The organism is Agriterribacter sp. (genome assembly GCF_035444585.1).
Lineage (GTDB): Bacteria > Bacteroidota > Bacteroidia > Chitinophagales > Chitinophagaceae > Agriterribacter.
Map to the genome: position 1 here is coordinate 1 of NZ_DAOMOZ010000069.1, position 20,634 is coordinate 20,634.

The following is a 20,634-nucleotide window of genomic DNA, read 5'->3' on the forward strand; positions in this document are numbered from 1 at the left end:
ATAAGGCAAATAACAGAACAGTTGGAACTGATGAGCTATCATGATCTTCACATTGTAATCGGGATGGTGAAGGATAAGGAAGTAGCAAAAGTGATGCAACTCCTGCCTAAAGAAGCCTCTTATTATTTTACCAAAGCACAAACGCCCCGTGCCATGCCGGAAAACCAGCTTGCGGCCGTTGCTGCCGGATATGGGTTAACGGGGCATCATTTTCCTTCGGTGAATTCCGCTTTGCAAAACGCTGTCGGTCATGCGCACAAAGACGACCTTATACTGGTTTGCGGAAGTGTTTTTGTGGTAGGAGAGGTAGACCGCCATTTCTGATCTTTCATGCTTTTATTGTATACAGCGCGCATGAACCATTCCATAATTGTTATCAGGCATATCGCTTTTAAACTGCAATTAGTGCTGTATAAACTTAACAGGTGCGCCGACAGATGCATCAGAGCTTAGCAATTGCAGGAAATAGATGCCCGGCAATAAAATTCCGGTATTGATAATTACCCTGCCTCTTTGCAATGGACCAAAGGCCCGGATCATTTTTTGTTGGCCGGTTATATCTACTATTATTAATTTCCCTTTGCTGACCGGCTTATTCATTTCCACCTCCAGCTGGTTTGAAACGGGATTGGGAAATATCCTGATACCAATATCATTGTTGCATGCAGCACGAATCACTTTGCTGTATTCAAATTTCCCATCGCTGTCAACCTGTTTTAACCGGTAAAAAGCCGGAGTGGCAGACGGGTGCTCGTCTGTATAAGAATAGTTTATTACCGAGCCGGAATTTCCGGCGCCGGGCAGATCAGCGGTTTTTTCGAATAAGAGACCATCGCTGCTTTTTTCCACTTCAAATTTTTTGTTGTTTGTTTCTGCGGCGGTAGCCCATTTCAGCACCACCGTATTGTTTTTGCAGGAAGCTGTAAGCGAAATGAGCTGCACCGGCAATGTACTGGCCGTATACATAATATAGAAGCCGGAAAAGGAAGCGGTGGAAAATTCAATGAAATGATCACCGTTGTAATTTTCAATCCTGTCATGTTCAATCAATACCGGCGCGGCAGGAATATTGCCCTGACAAACTTCTTCATCCTTGTGTATGCCAAGCTGCTGCAGGGTTAGCGAAGGGTGTTCGGCCTGCAGAGCCGCAAATTCATTTTGCCTGAAATAGAGCCTCAGCTTTGCTGATCCTGCTCGCGTGGGCTGTATGTCAAGGTTACGGTCAAGGTAAGATATCCCTGTAATGGCATTGCGCCTTATGGTTCCGGCAGTATGAACAAACAGGGAAGTGTTTATTGTTCCCAATTCATTGCCATTTGCATTGATCTCGGCTATAATGTTTCCCGAAGCATCAAATACCGGTACCCACATATAATGATTACCATTAGCGGAATTTATGGTGATGGTATTGCCGGCTATGCAATTGCCGCCTGGCGATACATCAGCCAATATGGAAGCATCCCAGGCACAAATGGTGAAAGCGCCGTTGTTGATGCTCCCTTTACCAAGCATCCGGATAAAAATAATTTCACCAGGCGTTCTTCCTGTCAATTCAATCCTGGGGTGCAGTGAACTGATACCCGGTTCAGGATTGCCATCATCATCGCAGGTAAGTAAGCTCAAACTTCCAATATCCCCCGTATAAGCTTCCATAATCAGTTCGTTGATATTATTATCCGCTACAGAAGTTTGTATCACCAAATTCCCGGAAGCCGGTACGGTTGCTTTGTACCATACATCTTCGCTACCCGATAATGCGGCACAGGCCGGTGAACCAAATCCCGGCGATGCAGTAGCGTTGGCCAGGCTCGTGAGCAGCGGCCCGGTACAAAAACTGTTGCTTACCATAAGCTCAGTGGCATTCACCGTTTCATCATTGAACGGAAGATCAACATCAACAAGGCAAAAGTCAAAGGTTATGTACCTGTTGCCGGCATACGAAAAAAAGCGGAGGAGGTAACGGTTTCCGGCTACCAACTCGCCAACCAGCGCACTACCGCTGCCGGCGCCTATATTTTCGGAACAGCCAAACGCGGTGCCAATTCCACAGGTTGCTTCATACAAGGCATAACCCAGGTTGCCGTTCCCGGAGGTGGAAGTGGCTAATCTTGCATTGCTGAAATTAATGCGTACAGCGCCCGTATTGGCAACAAAGCTGTACCAGATATCGTCGTCGGAGTGGTCGTTCGGGCACGCAAGTGCAGGTGTTGAGGGGGTGGCGCCAATGGTACTGGCCGGGGTTCCGCTATTGCAGGCGGTTCCCGCCGGCTGCGTTGTAACTTCAGCGGCATTTGCACATTCATCGTTGGCCGGTGCTTCAGCTTCCTGCACGCAAAAATCAAAAGAAGCTGCATTTCCTCCCGTCAGGGTTGACCAGAAACGAAGAAGATAGGTATTCCCTTTTGTTAATCCGTTAATGATCTGAAAGCCTGCACCGGCCGAACCGATATTATTGCAATGCAGCGTGGTCGTGCTTACCGGGCAGGTTGTTTCATACAATGCATATCCGATAACAGCATTACCGCCTGTTCCTAAATTGATCGTATTGGATAAGCGCAACACTACCGATGCGGTTGCTGCGGTAAACATATACCATACATCATCATCATTTTCGCTGCTGGTACAGGATGGATTGGGTGCAGATTGCGTGGCTCCGGAGGTACTGACGCTTACAGACCTGGCACATAAAGGACCAAAGGGAACAGGTGTTATGGCGGTGGCTCCGGTGCATTCGTCGTTGGCGGGTGGCTGAGATAAAAGATATAGGGGTAAATGCAATAGCAGAAGCATTGCACCGGCCCTGAGGTATGGTTGTTTCATCACCGTTGTTTTAATGATTGTTGATTTTGAACGAATGATCTTTGGGTAACCAACAACGCGGACTATTTTTTGCGGCGCTGCGGCTAATCCCACCATTTTCGATACTTATCGTGGATATAAAGCGCTTTTCCGTAAACTTTTACTGCCCCGAATGCTTCCAAAGCAAGCAGGTGATTGCTGTAGGCCATTCTGCCTGATGAAATTGTTTCTCCATAAACCGGAGGATCAGTAGCATCGTAGCTAACCCTTAGTACTTCGTTGCCTGGTTTAAAATCGTGTTTGCCATATTTGAGGTAATTCCCCGGCTGATAGTGATACAGGGTTGTACCTGAACAAAAATCTGTGTACGAGGGTCTGTATATTTTGGTTAAATTTTTAGATTCATGCCGGAATGTGCCGTCGTTGTAAAACTCAAGTATGTCGAATGATGTAGCTATACCGGGGCTTACCTCGATGCTTCTCCATCTTGGATTTTTGGTTCCGTCGGAAAATTTTTCAAAGCAATAGGGATCATTGGCTACCGTGCTGCTGGTTCCGTCATCGTTGCAACAGCCGCCTGTAGTTTGAACGTTCCCAAGCCACAGATCGGGGGCCTCTTTCAATACACCTGTTGAATAGTGCCCTTCTGTGTACAGCCACTTCCAGATAAATGGAGGGGGTGATGCTCCGGCAGGGGAAACGATATCCATGGGCAGCTTAGCTGAATTGATAGTTTGCGGTTTCTCAATGGTAAGTATTCTTACAAACGTTTTCAAAGGCTTACCATCCGGCCCATGAGGTTGGATGAGGATTGGTACATTAAATGGCGATTGCCGGCTTTCCAGGCCTTTGTCGTCAAAGTTAATATAAACAACTGCTGTCGAATCCTGCGACTCCTCCTTCACTACCGGGATGTCAAAATAATAACTTTGGCTGGCAACTCCTATATAAAATCCCGCTATCTCGAATTTGCCATAATGGTTTACCTCAATCCTTGCTCCCGAAGCAAAATCTTCCAGCAGGTAAATTGTATCCTTACTATTCACTCTTATCATGTTGCTGGGAGATGCGGGAAGGGTGCCGGTGATCTTACTAGCCTGGTCCAAAACCAGGTATTGACCCAGGCTGGTGGTATCAAGAAGGTTTGCAGGGATGGTATTATCAGCATTTTCATCCACGGTTTTCTTACAGGATATCAGCCCAAACAATAATATCCAGCATAATAATTGAATATTATAGTTATTAGCCGGTGGGCCAGGACTTAAATTCCTTTTCATAATTATCACAATTTGTCATAGTGGTGAATCAATTGCACATGATCTCCCTGCCTACCCAGCGATCGGCAAAAGATTTTTTCTCCTCTTCGGAGCAAACTTTTTCTTCAATGGTCTGCTGGTCCAACCCGCCCAGCGCCCTGCAGGTTTTGCAGTTCCCGTTGCTGTCTTTTTCTTTAGAACAGCCTGCCGCCAGTAGCGTTACGATGAGCAGCGCATGCCTGAAAAATATTTCTTTCATGATCGTGTGTTTTTTAGATGGCAATATTTATTTTAAGTGATCTGGTTTTAATACGGCATTATCTGCATGTGACCTGTGGTCTGATGTTGCCTGTATACATCCAAATTACATTGAGCTGATGATGGGTGAAACTGCCATTTTGTATCTGGCGGGCTATAGTTTACAAGTGGGAGACCGAAAATTATAAAGGGCAGCAGCCGGCTTTATTTGTCAGGAAACTATAGGGTATCAAGCAATGCGAGGAACGCTTCTTTTTTTCTGCGTGACACGTCTGCGTAATGGCCTTCTGTGAGCAAAACCTGCCCTCCTTCTCCTTTGATGTATTTTTGTACATGCCTGAGATTTATTAAGTAAGAATGGTGGATCCTGCAAAACCCCGACTCTGCCAGGATATGCTCAAAATCTTTCAAATTTTTGGATGCCAGGCAACTTTGTTTATTTTTTAAAAAAAGCGTAGTGTAGCTTCCATCGGCCCTGCAAAAAATAATATCGGCGGTGTCAACAAAATCAATGCCCGTTAGGGAAGGGATGGCCAGTTTTTCTATTTTGCCGGATTTCAACTGGATATTATTTACAACAGACTGGTACTGGTAAATGTTCTTTTCGGTGTGTAACCGCTCTTTTACTTTTTTTACGGCATGAACCAGGTCATCTACGTCAATGGGCTTAAGGAGGTAATCGAGGGCGCTGAATTTGATCGCCTTGATGGCATACCGGTCGTAAGCCGATACAAAGATCACTTCAAAGGTTACGGGCGAAAGTTGTTGCAGTACATCGAAGCCCGACATTTCAGGCATCTGGATATCGAGGAACACCAGCGATGGCTTAAGCTGCCTTATGCCTGCAATGCCCTCCTCCGGGGTGGCGTACATGCCGGAGATCGTTACTTCGGGACAGTACTTTGTAAGCGCAGAGGCAATGGCTTCCCGGCCATCTTCTTCATCATCTATGATAACAGAAGTAATCATTTTTAAGAAAGTGGAATATTGATTTCTATTCGGGTTCCCGTAGCTTTGTTGTACGTGTCTTTCATATCCGTTACCCGTATTATTTGTTTGATGTTTTCTCTGCTGAGCAGTCTTAACCGGGCTTCGGTAATTTTCATTCCCATTGATTTTTTCCTGAACACAGATTTTTCACTGAGTTGCCGCGCTTTTTCCCTTCCTACGCCGTTATCTTCTATGGTGCATAGCAGCCTGTCGTTATTTTCCTTAACACCAATAAAAATATTATTTTTTTCAGATTCTTTTTTATGCATCAGGCCATGCCAGATGGCATTCTCCACAAAAGGTTGTAATACCATGGAGGGAAGATAGGTGCTCTCAGGCTCAATTGATTCATCAATGGAGATATTGTAATTGATCCTACCTTTAAAACGCAGACCTTCCAGTTGGATGTACGATTCCAGCAAAGCCATTTCATTTTCCAGTGAAACCGTTGGCGATTCCGCATTTTCCAGTATGAGCCGTACCAGTTTTGAAAATTTGGTAAGGTAGGATGAGGCGTTTTGCGTTTCACCCTGCAGTATCATGCGGTTAATCGAATTCATGCAATTGAATAAAAAGTGCGGATTGATCTGCGCACGAAGCGCTTTCATTTCAAGTTCGCTCATTTGTCGTTTAAGATCACTTTCCATGATCTCGTTGTTCTTTAGAAGGAGTAATTTCTGGTTTTTTAAACGTTGCCTGAAAATGTACGCCAGCAAAACCGCTAACAAACTTATCAGCACCAATCCCCCGATAAATGTTCTTTTCAGTGTGGCCTGTCGTTGCGCTTCTTTCTCCTGAACCTGCTTTTCCTTTTCAAGTAAAATGATTTGCCTGTTTTTTTCAGCGGTTTCATATTTTGTTTGGAGTTCATTCAATTGCCGTGCTTTTTGTTCACCCAGCAGGGTATCTGTAATTTTTGAATACAATACATGATAACCGTAGGCTTTTGAAAAATTTTCCTGTGCAGCATATATATTCGCAAGGTTTTCATAAACATCTTTCAACATGGGTTTTGATCCAATTTCCTTTACAAGGGCGAGTGCATGAAGGGAGTAATGTATGGCAGAGTCGTAATTCCTTAGCCGGCTATAGCCGAGGCCAGCGCCTATCAGGCTTCTCGAAAGATCTTCTTTACTATGGAGCCGTTCCCGTATTGCGAGGCCTTGTAAATGATAAATGAGCGCACTGTCATACCGGGCCATTTTATCGAACAGGAATGCAATGTTGGCTAAAGACAACGCAATGCCGGTTTCATTACCAATTTCCCGGTAAATCTGCAGGGCATGGCCGTAATTTTGTTTTGCTTTTTCAAGCTGATGGGTTTCGGTGTACAGGTTTCCGAGGTTTATGAATACGTATGTCTTCTCTTTTTTTTCATCGAGGCTGTCGTATATAACCAGGGCTTTTTTGAATAGCCCTTCAGCATCTGGATACTTTTTGGTTTCCATTAGTATAGCGCCGATTGCATTTAGCGTATAACCTACGCTGTAGTCATTGCCCTCCTTTTGTTCTATGTTCATTAGTCTGTAATAGGCTGCCAGGCTTTTTTCATAATCACCCAGATGCGAGTTAACAATGCCAATTTGATATAGCACCGCGGCAACACGGCCGGAGTCACCTTTTCTTTCGAAGTAATGGAGATTGGGTTCCAGGTGCATCAGAGCTTCATTGTGATCTCCTCTGAACCTTGCCAGCACACCATAATAATATTCAGCTCTCATTATGCAGGTGGAATCTTTTATTTTATGGGATAAAACATATACACTATCAGCGTATTGTTTTGCCATTTCTAATTCACGCATGTCTAAATAGGCCCAGCATATCTTTCTATACAGGTTGAATTTTTCACCGTCATCCGATGCAGCACGTAAAGCTGCACGCAAACTATCAATGTAAAACTGAACATCAGCCGCAATTTTCAATTCATTTTTAACAGCGGTAGTATCCTGTATTTTTTGAGTTTGGGCATTTAATGAAAGTAAAAAAGCCGGCAAACAGGAAAAGAATAAAATACAACGATGACCTATAGATGTTAACATAACCCATGTTTCTTGAAAGAAAACTATTTTGCCTCACCCATCTGCCTGCCTTGTTTAAGAACCCGGGAAACTAAAGATAAAAAAAATAAACCGGGATTTTGATTGCAGCCGGCATTCTTTGGTACGATAGCATAGCATCCTGGGTATGGTTTAAAGGAGTATCATTTTCGTTCGATGAATACTGTTTTGTGCAAAACAGAGTCTGCCGGTTCCTGAATGAGGATGAGCACCGGTATGTTTTTTGTATCCGGAAAAATGTATTTTATTGCTATCATGTCTTTAGCCTCGTCTATGCCTTTCCGATATGTTATAAAAGCATAGAATTTGGATATTTTACCGGAAGTTTTATCTTTTAGACAGTATTACATTTACACTATAGGATAGTATTCATTCATCTCATGATATAAACGACGCCATTCCTGTTTGTATCTCCAAAACTTTAATTGCTAATGATACACATTAATTCAAGTTAATAGGGTAAAAGTATTGCTTATAAGGCAGAGCCGCTTCCATTTATATTTCCTAAATCACGATTAAACATTGCCAGATATGAAAAAAAGATTGCTTGTATGTATACAAGAGCTTACTCCTTTGTATAAAAGAATATTATGTAACACGCTCTCTGTTCTGTTATTGAGTACGCTGTGCTTTCCTTCGCCGACAAGAGCTGACGATGGCTTATCAGAATACATGAATATTTCAGACAGGATTATTTCCGGCCAGGTGAAAGATGCCGATGGTAATCCTATACCGGGGGTAACGGTTTCCGTAAAAGGCGACGTGCAGGTAGTAACGGATGAAGAAGGCAACTTCACGATTACTGTGTCCGAAAATAACGTTAGCCTGATGCTTACTCACACGAGCTTTAAGCCAAAAGAGGTTGAAGTACCTGCCGGGCAATCCGGTGTGGTAAATATTACGCTTGAACTGCAGCAGAGCGCCTTATCCGAAGTGGTGGTAATCGGATATGGTACGAAAGATAAACGGTCGCTTACTTCTTCGGTAGCTACTATTCAAAATAAGGATATTAAAGACCTGAAGGTGTCAAGCGTTGAGCAACTTATGATCGGTCAGGCACCGGGCGTTCAGGTACTCCAAACCACCGGGCACCCGGGTGCAGGATTAACTGTAAGGGTAAGAGGTACAGGGTCTATCAATGCGCAAAATGAGCCTTTATATGTTGTAGACGGTATGCCCGTAGAGGCACCTGTTTACAATAGCAGGTCTAACCCGATGTCTTTTTTAAATCCTTCAGACATAGAAAGCATTACCATACTCAAAGATGCAGCCTCTACCTCCATTTATGGTTCCAGGGGTGCGAACGGAGTTGTGCTGATAACAACTAAAACGGGCAAAAAGGGAAGTATTGCTTTTGATGTTAATGCTTACTATGGTGTGCAACAGATACCCCAAAGAGGACGCATGAAAATGATGAATGCTGAAGAGTTTGCGCAGTTCCGGATAGAACGATTGGAAGATGCTGCTAAACTGAATGGAGAAGTTTTAGATCCTGCTATAATACCTGAAGGTTACCGGAATGTGACAGGAAACGGGACAGATTGGTTCGACTTTGTAACAAGGGATTACGCTCCGTCTCAACAGTATAATATTACGATGCGTGCAGGATCCGAGAAAATGCGCATCATGACTTCGGGTGATTTCTACAGCGTGGATGGTATCATCAGGAATACGGATTATAAGCGGGCTTCCATGCGGGTGAACGTGGATGTGGATATCAGCAAGCGTTTGCGACTGGGCGCACGCCTGAATCCGTCGTATAGTTTTCGTAATTTAGGCGGCTCTCTTGAGGGTACGCCCAATGAAGGCCCACTGATCGGTTTTGCATACGCAGCAAGTCCCATTGAGAGCCCTTATCTGCCAGACGGGTCGGTTGATCCGGTAATATCGTCAGCTCCTGAGAACTGGATATTTGCAAGCCCGGTGAACAGATTTGCCGGGATCGTGGATAAGCAGAACAATTTCAATTTACTTGCCAGCACTTTCCTGGAGCTGGATCTTTATAAAGGGCTTATGTTCAAAACGAACGTAGGGCTGAATATGGATATGCTCAGCGGCCGGTACTGGCGTCCGTGGTGGGTAGGAGGGCGACTCGCCACATCACCCGGCGGCAGTCTTCTTCAGGAGCCCGGTATGTCTGAAGCAAATGCCAGCCGCAGTGAACTGATCAACTGGCTGATTGAAAATTATATAACGTATAACACTACTCTTAGCGGGGGACATGATATTGAAGTATTGCTGGGACAAACGGCCCAGAGGCAGGAATATGATATCGTGAGTGCCTCTGCCACCCGGTTTTCCGACGACCGTATACCCTATGTGAGCGCCGGTCTGCAGGGGGATTTTCGTACCGGAAGCTCAGGCAGCGATGCTTCCAGGTATGCGATCTCATCTTATTTTGCCAGGGTAAACTACAGCTATAAAAACCGCTATTATCTCAACGCTACTTTACGTCGCGACGGTTCTTCGCGTTTTTCACCGAATGCGCGCTACGGCGATTTTCCATCTGTGTCAGTAGGTTGGAGATTGTCTGACGAATCGTTTATGGAACCACTTGCCTTCTTGGATGATTTGAAGATCAGGGGAAGCTATGGTATTACGGGAAACAACAACTTCACTTCATCTTTTGCATATGTTTCAGGACTTCAAAAATCCAATTACATATTGGGGAACCAACTGGCAGCAGGCAATTATATCAGTTATGTTGACCAAAACCTTCGCTGGGAGCAGAATAAAGAACTGGATATCGGTCTTGATGTCAGCGTTTTCAACAGGCGGCTTTCTCTCACAGTAGATTATTATGACCGCCTTACCTATAATTTATTATTGAACAGGCCGGTACCCACTATTACCGGTGTGGGACAGTTGCTCACCAACGTTGGTAAGATGCAAAATAAAGGATGGGAAATAGGGATCAATTCGCAGAATATAGTTAAAAAGGCATTCCGGTGGGAAACGTCATTTAATATCAGCTTTAATAAAAATAAAGTACTGGAACTGAATGACAGCCAGGATCCGATAGAGTCCGGGAACATATGGTGGGGAGGTACCACAACAGAGGTTGGGAAGCCGATTGCTTTATATAAAGGATGGATCATTGATGGCATCTACAGGGATGAAGCGGAAGCTACGGCCGATCTTCACAATAATCCCGGAGCACATGCGGGTACGCTTAAGATGAGGGATATTAATGGGGATCATCAGATTACAGGCGATGACAGGACGATTATTGGAAACCCTCATCCTAAATTTATTTTTGGTCTGAGGAACAGTGTGCAATATAAAAACCTTGATCTCAATATTTCTGTGAGCGGCTCGGTAGGAAATGATGTAATGCTAAGTTATTATGAAACCATAAGGAATATGGATGGTGTATTTAATGTGCTGGCGGATGTAAAAGACAGGTGGAGATCGCCGGAGCAGCCGGGGAATGGTATTTATCCTACCACCAACTATCCTGATCAGCTCCAGTATATCCGCATGGGTAGCAGTATGTGGGTCAAAGATGGTTCGTATGCCAGGATAGACAATATTACTCTGGGATATACCTTCAGTGAAAGATTATTGAATCGAAGCAGGGTCCTGAAATCCTGCAGGTTGTATTTCTCAGTTCAGAACGCTCTGATTATTTCAAAGATACCACTGAATAATCCCGATGCCAGCCTAAATGGAAATGTGCTGATGATCGGATGGCAAAAGCAAAATTACCCGTTGCCGAGGATACTCACCCTGGGTATCAATACCACATTCTAAATTGTTTACGTAAAAATATTTGGGAGTATGAAAAGAATAAATCGTATTGCAGTTGTTATAGGTTTCATCATAGTGTCTTCCTGTTCAAAAGAATTCCTGGATATCAATCCGAATCTTACCACGACGTCTTTAACCTATTTTAAGACGGAGCGCGACTTTACCGAAGCCCTGAACGGGCTATATGCAACGCTGCAAACGCAGGCTTCAACGTATGTTCTTTTGAACGAGCTGAGGTCGGATAATACCTGTGTTTATTTTAATCCGAGCGAAAGGGCTGGAGTAGTGCTGCTGGAAGAAATTGATGAGTTCAGAGACGGGGCCATCAATACCAGCTCCAATTACTGGAACACTGCTTATCATGCTGTTTACAGGATCAATCTCGTATTGTCGAAAATTGACGGGTTTGCGTTTACAACGAATGGGTTAAAGGAAAGAATGACGGGTGAATGCAAATTCCTGCGCGCTTTTTACTATTTTAACCTGGTGAGGTTTTACGGATCTGTTCCGCTTGTTCTTACGCCTGTGGAGAACTTATCTGATGCATATACTACAGGGCGGACATCGCATGAAGATGTGTATAAACAGATCATTGAAGATGTTGGAGTAGCCGTGTCGGCCCTGCCTGATACCTATTCTTCCTCCGATGTCGGGAGGATTACAAAGGGAGCTGCACTGATGTTGTTAGCCAAGATTCAGATGACACAAAAAAAGTTCTCCGATGCCGTCAATACATTGAAAAGCATTACTGCATTGGGCTATACGCTTCAGCCTGACTATCAAAACTGTTTTGACCCTGCTTTTAAGAACAACTCCGAATCTGTTTTTGAGATCCAGTACAATGCTGCTATCGACGGCATGAGCAACAATAATATTTTTTCCTGGGTACCTATCGGGTCAGAAGCATACAGTGCCATATTCGGCTACACGGGCTCGAACAGAACCGGCTGGAATATACCTACCAAAGACCTGATAGCGGCTTACGAGCCGGGAGATCTCCGCAAGGATATTTCCTTAAAAACAGGGTACACCAACAGCCTGGGAAACTTTGTTCATTCGCCTTATATCAACAAGTGGATATATGATGCCGGCGTTGCAGACAGGAATGATTGTAACTTTCCCGTATACCGGTATGCGGATGTATTGCTGATGCTGGCGGAAGCTTTGAATGAAGTGCAATATGTTTCCGGCGGGGAGGCCTTTGACCTGCTCAATGGCATACGGCACAGGGCGGGACTCGCGGATAAAACCCCGCTTGACCTGCCGGATCAGCAATCTTTCAGAATGGCGGTGGAAAAAGAACGACGGGTAGAGCTTGCTTTTGAAGGTCACCGGTGGCCCGACCTGGTGAGAACAGAAAGAGCGATCGATGTAATAAGGGCGTACGGCGTCACCGAAAAAGCAGATCCAAGCACACCGAGGGGATTGGGAGAAGATTATGTTTCCGGAGCCTTTGATATCCAACCATTCAGGCTGGTATACCCTGTTCCCCAGGTAGAAATAGAGAAGGCACCCAGAGGGCTCACGCAGAACGATGGTTACTGATCATACAATGGCTTATAATTGATCTGTAATAGTGCGCTGTTTAATATATATTGGCAATAAAACTTTTGATGCATCATGACAAGCAGAAACCTGAAAATAAGTATTCATACCCTGTTGTTTTTTACGGTCACTTTTATTTCACTAAGGGGTACGGGTAATCCGCTTCCTGTAGTAGAGCTAACTAATCTCAGATGTGAATATCTTAAGAATCCATATGGGATAGACAACCTGAAGCCGCGTTTTAGCTGGGAACTGGTTTCGTTGCAGCGGGGAAAAATGCAGCAATATTACCGCATCATGGTGTCCAAAGACAGCGTAACACTTGAGGGTGATACCGGAGAGATGTGGGATTCCGGCAAAGTAAGATCAGGAGCAGCCAACCAGGTTGCTTATGGCGGAAAGCCCCTCTCTTCCGGTGAGATTTACTATTGGAAGGTCAAAATATGGGATGAGCACAATAATGAAAGTGGATGGAGCGCAATCAAACACTGGTCTATGGGATTGCTGGATAAAAAAGACTGGAAAGCAAAATGGATTGGGCAGGAGCCGGTGTTGGAGGCAACGGCTCAGGATATGCACATCATACCGCCGTCTCCTCTCTTGAGAAAAGAATTTAAGGTTGCCAAGAAAATTAAAAAAGCATTTTTATATGCCACTGCACTGGGGGTTTATGAAGTGTATCTGAATGGAAGTAAAGTAGGAGATTATGTATTAGCTCCCGAATGGACAGATTATTTCACCCGCGTACAATATCAAACCTACGACGTTACAGATATTCTCCTTTCCGACCGCAACGTAATAGGGGCAAGCCTGGCCGACGGATGGTATGCAGGTGTGCTGTTTACGCATGGCAAGCCACAAAGGGGTAATTATGGTTTCAACAGGAGATTACTGGCACAGTTGCACATAACATATGTCGATGGTACAACAGATACCGTGGTTACTGATGAAAGCTGGAAAATTCTGAAGGACGGACCTATAAAAGAAGCATCCATATTTGACGGGGAGGTGTTTGATGCACGGTACCAGCCCCGGCATTGGCTGAAACCCGGTTTTGACGATAGTTGCTGGGAGCCGGTAACTACCGATCCCTCTGTATCCATCACCCTGAATGCACAAATGAACGAACCGATAAAAATAGTGGAAGAAGTAAAGCCGATACATGTTTTTGAAGTAGCGAAGGGTACCTGTATTTTTGATATGGGACAAAATATGGCCGGGTGGGTAAAGCTGGCTATCCCCTATAACCCGGGGAGGAAGCTTGTTTTCAGGTATGGAGAAATGCTGGATGAAGACAGCACGTTGTACGTGAAAAATCTTCGCACTGCAAAGCAAACGGATGTGTATATCCCTGGAACGGAGAAGCAGGTGGAATATGAGCCCCGGTTTACCTATCATGGATTCAGATATGTGGAAATTTCCGGGCTGGACCATGTTCCAGCGTTGAACGAACTTACAGGTAAAGTAGTAGCGTCTTCTTCTTCCATCGTTTCCAGGTTTGAAACTTCCAATAAAGACGTGAATAAACTATGGGAAAACATTTTATGGACCCAACTGGGGAATATGCACAGCATTCCTGAAGACTGCCCCCAACGTGATGAGCGGTGCGGATGGATGGGAGACGCACAGGTTTTTTCCCAGACCGCTATATACAATATGGATATGGCCGCTTTTTACACGAAGTGGTTCAGGGATATCAGAGATATGCAAACAGAGGAAGGCAGGTTCCCAAATTATGCACCACAGGTGGGCATGACTTTTTATGATGCGCCAGGGTGGGCTGACGCGGGTGTTATTATTCCCTGGAAGGCCTACGTGAATTATGGAGATAAGCGCATTTTGGAGAGCCAGTATGATGCGATGAAAAAGTTCATTGATTACGTTCATAGCCAGAACAGCGATCATATCCGTGTAAATGCAGTGGGCCAGAATTACGGTGATTGGTTAAACGGCAATACCATCAGAGTAGACGGGTATCCGAAAGCTAAAGGAAGTGTTCCCAAAGACCTGTATTCTACTGCCTTTTTTGCGTATTCCACCCGGTTGCTGGCAAATGCCTCGAAAGTGTTGGGAAAGTCGCGGGAATATAAATATTACCATACGCTGTATCATGAGATACGCAATACATTTATCAGGGAATTCATAGATGCCAATGGTGTTGTAAAAGGAGATACCCAGGCAGGCTATGCCCTGGCGCTGGAATTTGACCTGGTGCCTGATACTTTAAAAGAGAAAGTGGTACAGCATATGGTAAATGCGGTAAAGGAATACGACTTCCGGATCTCAACCGGTATTCAAACTACCATCAGGCTCATGAACCAACTGAGCGCAAATGGATATGCCGGTGTAGCATATAAACTGCTGGAGAGCCACCGTTTTCCTTCGTGGTTGTATTCTATAGACCAGGGAGCCACTACTATCTGGGAGCGCTGGGACGGATATGTAAAAGGCAGGGGGTTTCAGGGCCCGGGGATGAACTCGTTTAACCATTATGCCATCGGCGCCGTGGGAGAATGGATGTATAAACATATCCTCGGGATAAATTATGATGAACTGAATCCCGGGTACAGGCATTTTATCATTAAACCGAAACCGGGAGGAAGCCTTACCTGGGCAAAAGGATCCTATCATTCTATAATGGGAAATATTGTTGTAAACTGGCAGGATAACAGCACAACGTTTAGCTGCGAGATCACTATTCCCGCCAATACTTCTGCCACCCTTGTACTTCCTGTGGAAGGACAGATAACCGAGAGCGGTATCCCTGCCAATAAAGCAAAGGGCGTGCGGCTTACAGGAAAAAATAAAGGAACAACAAGCTTCGCTTTACAGTCGGGGAAATATAGTTTTAAGGTAGTAAAATAATATGAAGTTGCTAACCTTTACTTAACGACAATTCATGAAATTCAGGGGAAACTTATGAGAGGACTTAAAAATAAAATTGCGGTCATAACCGGCGGACTGGGCGACCTGGGATATGCTACCGGTGTGCGCATGGCGGAAGAAGGTTGCAGGGTAGTGCTGCTGGATATTCACTCCGACAGCGATAACAGGGCTGCGACGATCGGCGCTTATTTTTGGCCGGTTGATATCAGTAACGAGCAGGCGGCACAGTTTGCTTGTGCTGCTGTTGAAAAAGAAGTGGGCCCTGCGCATATCCTCATCAATACTGCTGCCCGGTTTGTATTTAAGGGAGTGGAAGCAACGGCGGAGGATTGGCGGGAAGTGAATTCCGTGAATATTGGCGGAACATCGCTGATGGCGAAATATATAGTGCCGCAAATGAAAAAGAACGGAGGCGGCAGCATTATCAATTTCTCCTCGGTGAGCGGCTTCGTGGGGCAATTGAATTTCGCCACCTATAATGCCACAAAGTTCGCGATCCGGGGATTGACCAAATGCTGGGCACAGGACCTGGCGCCTTTTAACATCAGGGTAAATACCTTATGTCCGGGATATATTTATACGAAGGCTTTTGTTGATTCATGCGTAAAGCTGGATTTGGATATAGAAGCGGAAAACGAAAGGGCATCTGCCATGCATTTACTGAACAGGCAGGGAAAGCCGGAAGAGGTAGCTGCGGCTGCAGCCTTTCTGGCAAGCGATGACGCCTCGTTTATTACGGGGAGCGATTTGGTGGTAGATGGCGGCTATCTTGCAAAATAACAGGAGTATACTTAAAGCATTAATCAGTATTCATATGCAACTTATTGACCTCTCTCATCCGCTGGAACACGGGCAGCAAACCTTTCCCAGCGATCCCAAGTTGAGCATTATTCCACATGGAAATACGAAAACGCTGAGGTATAATATATCCCAGATCACCATTGGGTCGCACCAGGGCACACACCTGGACGCCATGTACCATTTTTTGGATGATGGTAAAACTTTAGACCAGATGCCCCTGGAATGGTTTTACGGGCCCGCCCGTTTGTTGCGCATACCCAAAGAGGCGAATGAAGAACTGACTGTAAAGGACTTTTTGCCTTACGAAAAATTATTGGTTCCGGGTGCCAGGATCATTTGTGAAACCGGCTGGCATAAGCACTTTGGCAGGGATTATTTTTTCAGCGATTTCCCTTCATTTTCGCAGGAAGCTGCCCGGTTCCTGGCAGGAAAAAATATCCGCATGCTGGGCATGGATATGCCTACACCGGGTAAAGACTGGTTTGAACTGCATCATGATATCCTGTTACCAAAAGAGATCGTGATCGTGGAAAGCCTGGCTAATCTTGATAAAGTGCCGGAGCAGTTTACATTCATCGGTTTCCCGCTCAACTTCAAAGGGCGCGACGGATCTCCCATACGCGCAGTAGCGCTCGTAAACGATTAGTGCCGGTATGATATAAAATATTATTGTAAACAATTGTTTTGAATTGGTATGAGCGGAGTACAAGTACAGCCTAAAACCATGAAAGCACTTTTTTATCCCGAATATCACCGGCTCGAAATAAACAACCAGCCTGTGCCTGTATATAAAGATGACGAAGTGCTGCTGAAAGTAGCGGCCTGCGGAATATGCGGAAGCGAACTGGAAACATTCAGACAGAAAAGCACCAGGCGTGTGCCACCCCTGATCATGGGACATGAGTTTTGCGGGGAAGTTGTAGCCACAGGTAAAGCCGTGCAGCATTGGGAGCCGGGCAGCATAGCGGTAAGCAATTCAATTATCTCCTGCGGACATTGTGCTTCCTGCATCACGGGCAGAACCAATCTTTGCGAAAGCCGGGAAGTATTTGGCATGCACAGGAACGGCGCCTTTGCGGGCTATGTAAATGTGCCGGCATATTGTCTCATACCGGTTCCTGCCGGTGTTGATCTTCGTGAAGCATGTCTTTCGGAGCCCCTGGCCAATGGCGTTCACCTGGTTAAGCTTACCCGGCATATAACCATGAAGAACATACTGGTGATCGGTGCGGGACCAATTGGGTTAATGGCCCAGCAGGCTTTCCAGACTTTGCGGAACGTGAATATCATCGTTGCCGATATACGGAATGAAAGGCTGGCGGTAGCTGAAAGATTAGGCGCGATTGCAGTAGTTAATCCTGCTGAGTCTGATTTGGACACTGTAATAACAGAGATGACAGGAGGAGAAGGTATAGACCTGGTAGTGGATGCCGTGGGCTCACCCGATACCAGCTATAAAGGATTACATGCCGTTCGGCAGGGAGGGGTGCTGATCGTGATCGGCCTGTATGAAAACAGCCGCTCGTTTTACAGCTATGATATCGTGCTTGCCGAAAAACAGGTGATCGGGAGTTATGCCGCTACACAGGAAGATATGGAGGATGCACTGGAGCTTATCAGGAACCAAAAAGTGGATGTGCATTCATGGGTGCATTATTACAGCCTGGACGATGGCGTGGCGGCCTTCAATGATATGAAGGAGGCAAAAGGGAATCATATCAAATCGGTGTTGATAATGGATGAAAAGAGAGAGCAGTTGTATGCGGCTATATAATTTTTTGCCGGAGCTTTTATTGATTTATTATGGATAAAGGAAAAGTATTTATTACAGATCACGGGTTTGCCAGCCTGGCCCCGGAAACGGGGTTGCTGAACGCACACGGGTTTGAAGTGAAAGCTGCCAGATGCACTACCGAGGAAGATATTCTTTCCGGGGGCGCCGATGCCGATGCACTTTTGGTGCAGTGGGCGCCGGTGACAGCTAAAGTGATCGCAGGGTTGAAAAAATGCAGGGTAATTGTGCGGTACGGGATAGGGGTGGATAATGTTGACCTGGAGGCGGCCAGACAGCATGCGATCCCTGTATGCAACGTTCCCGATTACTGTATTAATGAAGTTGCTGATCACACTTTTTCGCTTGCACTGGCACTGGCCCGGCAGCTAACGGAAACCCATAGCCGTATAAAGGAAGGTATATGGAAGATCGTGCCTCCGCTACCGATGCCTGCTTTCGGTGACATGCTTTTTGCCACTATCGGCTATGGGCGTATAGCAAAAGCGGTGCTGGAACGTACGAAGCCCTTTGGTTTTACGGCTGCGGCGTATGATCCCAATGTAGCTGAAGCGGTAATGACGGCGGCAGGCGTTCGGGCGCTGCCGCTGGATGAGCTGCTGGCAACCGCTGATATTATTTCGCTGCATCTGCCCCTCAGTGAGGCCACCCGCCACCTGATCAATGAAACGACCATCGGCAGCATGAAAAGAGGAACTATCCTGGTCAACACCTCAAGAGGAGGCCTGGTAGATACCGTGGCGCTGGCTGCTGCATTGGAAAAACAGCAGATAATGGCCGGGTTAGACGTATTTGAAACGGAACCTTTGCCGGAAACACATCCTTTACGGAATTGCAGGCAGGCGCTGCTTACTTCGCACACGGCATGGTACAGCGAAAGGAGCGTACCCGAATTACAGTATATGGCGGCTGAAGAAGTACTCAGGGCGCTGCAGGGAAAAACGTTGAAAAACAGGGTAGCATAAAGGAGGTAAACGGGCAACCTGCACCCGAAATGTACAGCAGATGGCGGGTATAATGCAAAAACGGCATGGAAGCTGGTATGCATCTGCCTGTGTTTTGCAACCGCTCAATCTCAAATCTTAAATCTCAATCTCAAATCTTAAATCCTGCGATGTTTATTATTGAAACCTATCTGCTTGCCATTGTCTTTTCTGTTATTACAATGATATGCTGGGGATCCTGGCCGAATATGCAGAAGCTGGTACGCCCATCCTGGCGGTTTGAGCTTTTTTACTGGGATTACGTAATGGGTATTGTGCTGGTAGCACTGCTGTTCGCATTTACGCTTGGCTCATATGGTAATGCGGGGCGTGGCTTTTTACCTGACCTGGCACAGGCGGAGTGGGAGCATATTTTTTCTGCTGTGCTGGGAGGTGCGATCTTTAACGCGGCTAATATATTATTTGTTGCTGCCATTGCACTGGCTGGCATGGCAGTGGCCTTTCCGGTGGGAGCAGGTTTCGGGCTTGTACTGGGCGTATCGGTAAATTATATAGCTGCACCTGTTGGCAACGCTGGTTTGCTTTTTGGAGGGGTTGTCTTAATTGCTACTGCTATCCTTTTGTCGGCAACCGCCCACCGGAAACTCTCACGCAGCCAAAAGAAAGTATCTGCAAAAGGGATCCTGCTAACCCTGGCCGCAGGCGTTTTATTCGGTTTCTTTTACAGGTTTATTGCCGGGGCCATGTATGCCGATTTCCGCTCACCCGAAGCAGGTAAGCTCGGTCCATATACCGCTGTAGTATGCTTTGGCATAGGTGTGCTGCTTAGCAATTTTATTTTTAACACGCTGCTCATGAAGAAACCTGTGGAGGGGAAGCCGTTGCGGTATGCTGCTTATTTTGAAGGTAACGCCAAAGACCATGTGATGGGCTTGCTGGGAGGGATAATATGGGGGGGCGGACTGGTATTGAGCATTCTTTCTGCAGGCGAAGCCGGTTTTGCCATTTCATTTGGGCTGGGTCAGGGTAATGCGATGATTGCTGCCATCTGGGGGGTATTTGTGTGGAAAGAATTCAGAGAAGCACCTCCGGGTACCTCAAAATGGCTGTATGGAATGTTCCTGTGCTATATAGCAGGGTTGGTTTGTATTGTATTTGCAAAAAGCTGAAAAGTGATGAGATAATAGCGCCATGTTATTATTTTCGTTATCTTGATGTTATAAAATCATTGCTATGCAACCCATGCTCATTAAAGTGAATATACCCTATCAGGCTTCTTTTAGTGTAAACAGGTATATACACGAAGATCGGTTTCCGGGTATCTGGCATTTTCACAACGAGTATGAGCTCACCCTTATTCTTGAAAGCAGCGGCAGCCGGATGGTGGGCGATAATATTGACCGGTTTACTGAAGGCGACCTAGTTTTTATAGGTAAAAATCTTCCCCACACCTGGCGCAATGATGCATTACACAGTTTTGAAAAATCGGAAGCACTGGTGCTTCATTTCTTAGACCATTTTTGCGGCAGACAATTTTTTGAAATTCCTGAAATGGA

The 20,634-nt window shown here is 45.6% G+C and carries 15 protein-coding genes; 10 read left to right on the top strand and 5 right to left on the bottom strand.

The genetic code is table 11. The features are described 5' to 3' along the window. Positions 1-324 (top strand): glutamate ligase domain-containing protein (locus PLH26_RS09500; RefSeq protein WP_502876373.1); only part of this gene is annotated, 324 nt, incomplete at its 5' end. Between the two features lie 78 nt (positions 325-402). Here the strand turns inward: PLH26_RS09500 and PLH26_RS09505 are convergent. The 5 genes from PLH26_RS09505 to PLH26_RS09525 all read right to left on the bottom strand — a co-directional run bounded on the left by PLH26_RS09505 (position 403) and on the right by PLH26_RS09525 (position 7,342). Next, on the bottom strand, positions 403-2,820 hold the full coding sequence (locus PLH26_RS09505; protein ID WP_324585779.1) for a T9SS type A sorting domain-containing protein: 2,418 nt from the start codon (positions 2,818-2,820) through the stop codon (positions 403-405). An 83-nt stretch (positions 2,821-2,903) separates the two neighbouring features. Continuing rightward, positions 2,904-4,076 (bottom strand): hypothetical protein, encoded by a 1,173-nt coding sequence (locus tag PLH26_RS09510; RefSeq protein WP_324585780.1) that lies wholly within the window; start codon positions 4,074-4,076, stop codon positions 2,904-2,906. Positions 4,077-4,104: 28 nt separating this feature from the next. Further along, entirely contained in the window at positions 4,105-4,314 is a 210-nt protein-coding gene (locus tag PLH26_RS09515; RefSeq protein WP_324585781.1) for a hypothetical protein, read from the bottom strand. A 218-nt stretch (positions 4,315-4,532) separates the two neighbouring features. Beyond that, positions 4,533-5,282 carry a LytR/AlgR family response regulator transcription factor gene (locus tag PLH26_RS09520; RefSeq protein ID WP_324585782.1) on the bottom strand — a complete coding sequence of 250 codons (750 nt, stop codon included), beginning with the start codon at positions 5,280-5,282 and terminating at the stop codon, positions 4,533-4,535. A 2-nt stretch (positions 5,283-5,284) separates the two neighbouring features. After that, positions 5,285-7,342 carry a tetratricopeptide repeat-containing sensor histidine kinase gene (locus tag PLH26_RS09525; protein WP_324585783.1) on the bottom strand — a complete coding sequence of 686 codons (2,058 nt, stop codon included), beginning with the start codon at positions 7,340-7,342 and terminating at the stop codon, positions 5,285-5,287. A gap of 549 nt (positions 7,343-7,891) precedes the next feature. On the opposite strand from PLH26_RS09525, the gene PLH26_RS09530 reads away from it, so the two are divergent. The 9 genes from PLH26_RS09530 to PLH26_RS09570 all read left to right on the top strand — a co-directional run. Continuing rightward, complete coding sequence (locus tag PLH26_RS09530; RefSeq protein ID WP_324585784.1) at positions 7,892-11,113, top strand: SusC/RagA family TonB-linked outer membrane protein; 3,222 nt, start codon at positions 7,892-7,894, stop codon at positions 11,111-11,113. A gap of 27 nt (positions 11,114-11,140) precedes the next feature. Next, positions 11,141-12,655, top strand: coding sequence for a RagB/SusD family nutrient uptake outer membrane protein (locus tag PLH26_RS09535; protein ID WP_324585785.1), 1,515 nt, complete (start codon positions 11,141-11,143; stop codon positions 12,653-12,655). 75 nt (positions 12,656-12,730) lie between these two features. Further along, a complete protein-coding gene (locus tag PLH26_RS09540; RefSeq protein ID WP_324585786.1) occupies positions 12,731-15,520 on the top strand; it encodes an alpha-L-rhamnosidase in 2,790 nt (929 codons plus the stop codon). A 54-nt stretch (positions 15,521-15,574) separates the two neighbouring features. Continuing rightward, positions 15,575-16,321 (top strand): SDR family NAD(P)-dependent oxidoreductase, encoded by a 747-nt coding sequence (locus tag PLH26_RS09545; RefSeq protein ID WP_324585787.1) that lies wholly within the window; start codon positions 15,575-15,577, stop codon positions 16,319-16,321. Positions 16,322-16,355: 34 nt separating this feature from the next. Next, positions 16,356-16,988: a cyclase family protein gene (locus tag PLH26_RS09550; RefSeq protein ID WP_324585788.1), complete on the top strand. Its 633-nt coding sequence runs from the start codon at positions 16,356-16,358 to the stop codon at positions 16,986-16,988. A 48-nt stretch (positions 16,989-17,036) separates the two neighbouring features. After that, on the top strand, positions 17,037-18,116 hold the full coding sequence (locus PLH26_RS09555; protein ID WP_324585789.1) for a zinc-dependent alcohol dehydrogenase: 1,080 nt from the start codon (positions 17,037-17,039) through the stop codon (positions 18,114-18,116). 29 nt (positions 18,117-18,145) lie between these two features. Further along, entirely contained in the window at positions 18,146-19,099 is a 954-nt protein-coding gene (locus tag PLH26_RS09560; RefSeq protein WP_324585790.1) for a C-terminal binding protein, read from the top strand. Between the two features lie 149 nt (positions 19,100-19,248). Next, positions 19,249-20,247, top strand: a complete 999-nt coding sequence (locus PLH26_RS09565; protein WP_324585791.1) for a GRP family sugar transporter — start codon at positions 19,249-19,251, stop codon at positions 20,245-20,247. Between the two features lie 64 nt (positions 20,248-20,311). Beyond that, on the top strand, positions 20,312-20,634 hold a 323-nt coding region (locus tag PLH26_RS09570; protein ID WP_502876374.1), incomplete at its 3' end, for a cupin domain-containing protein.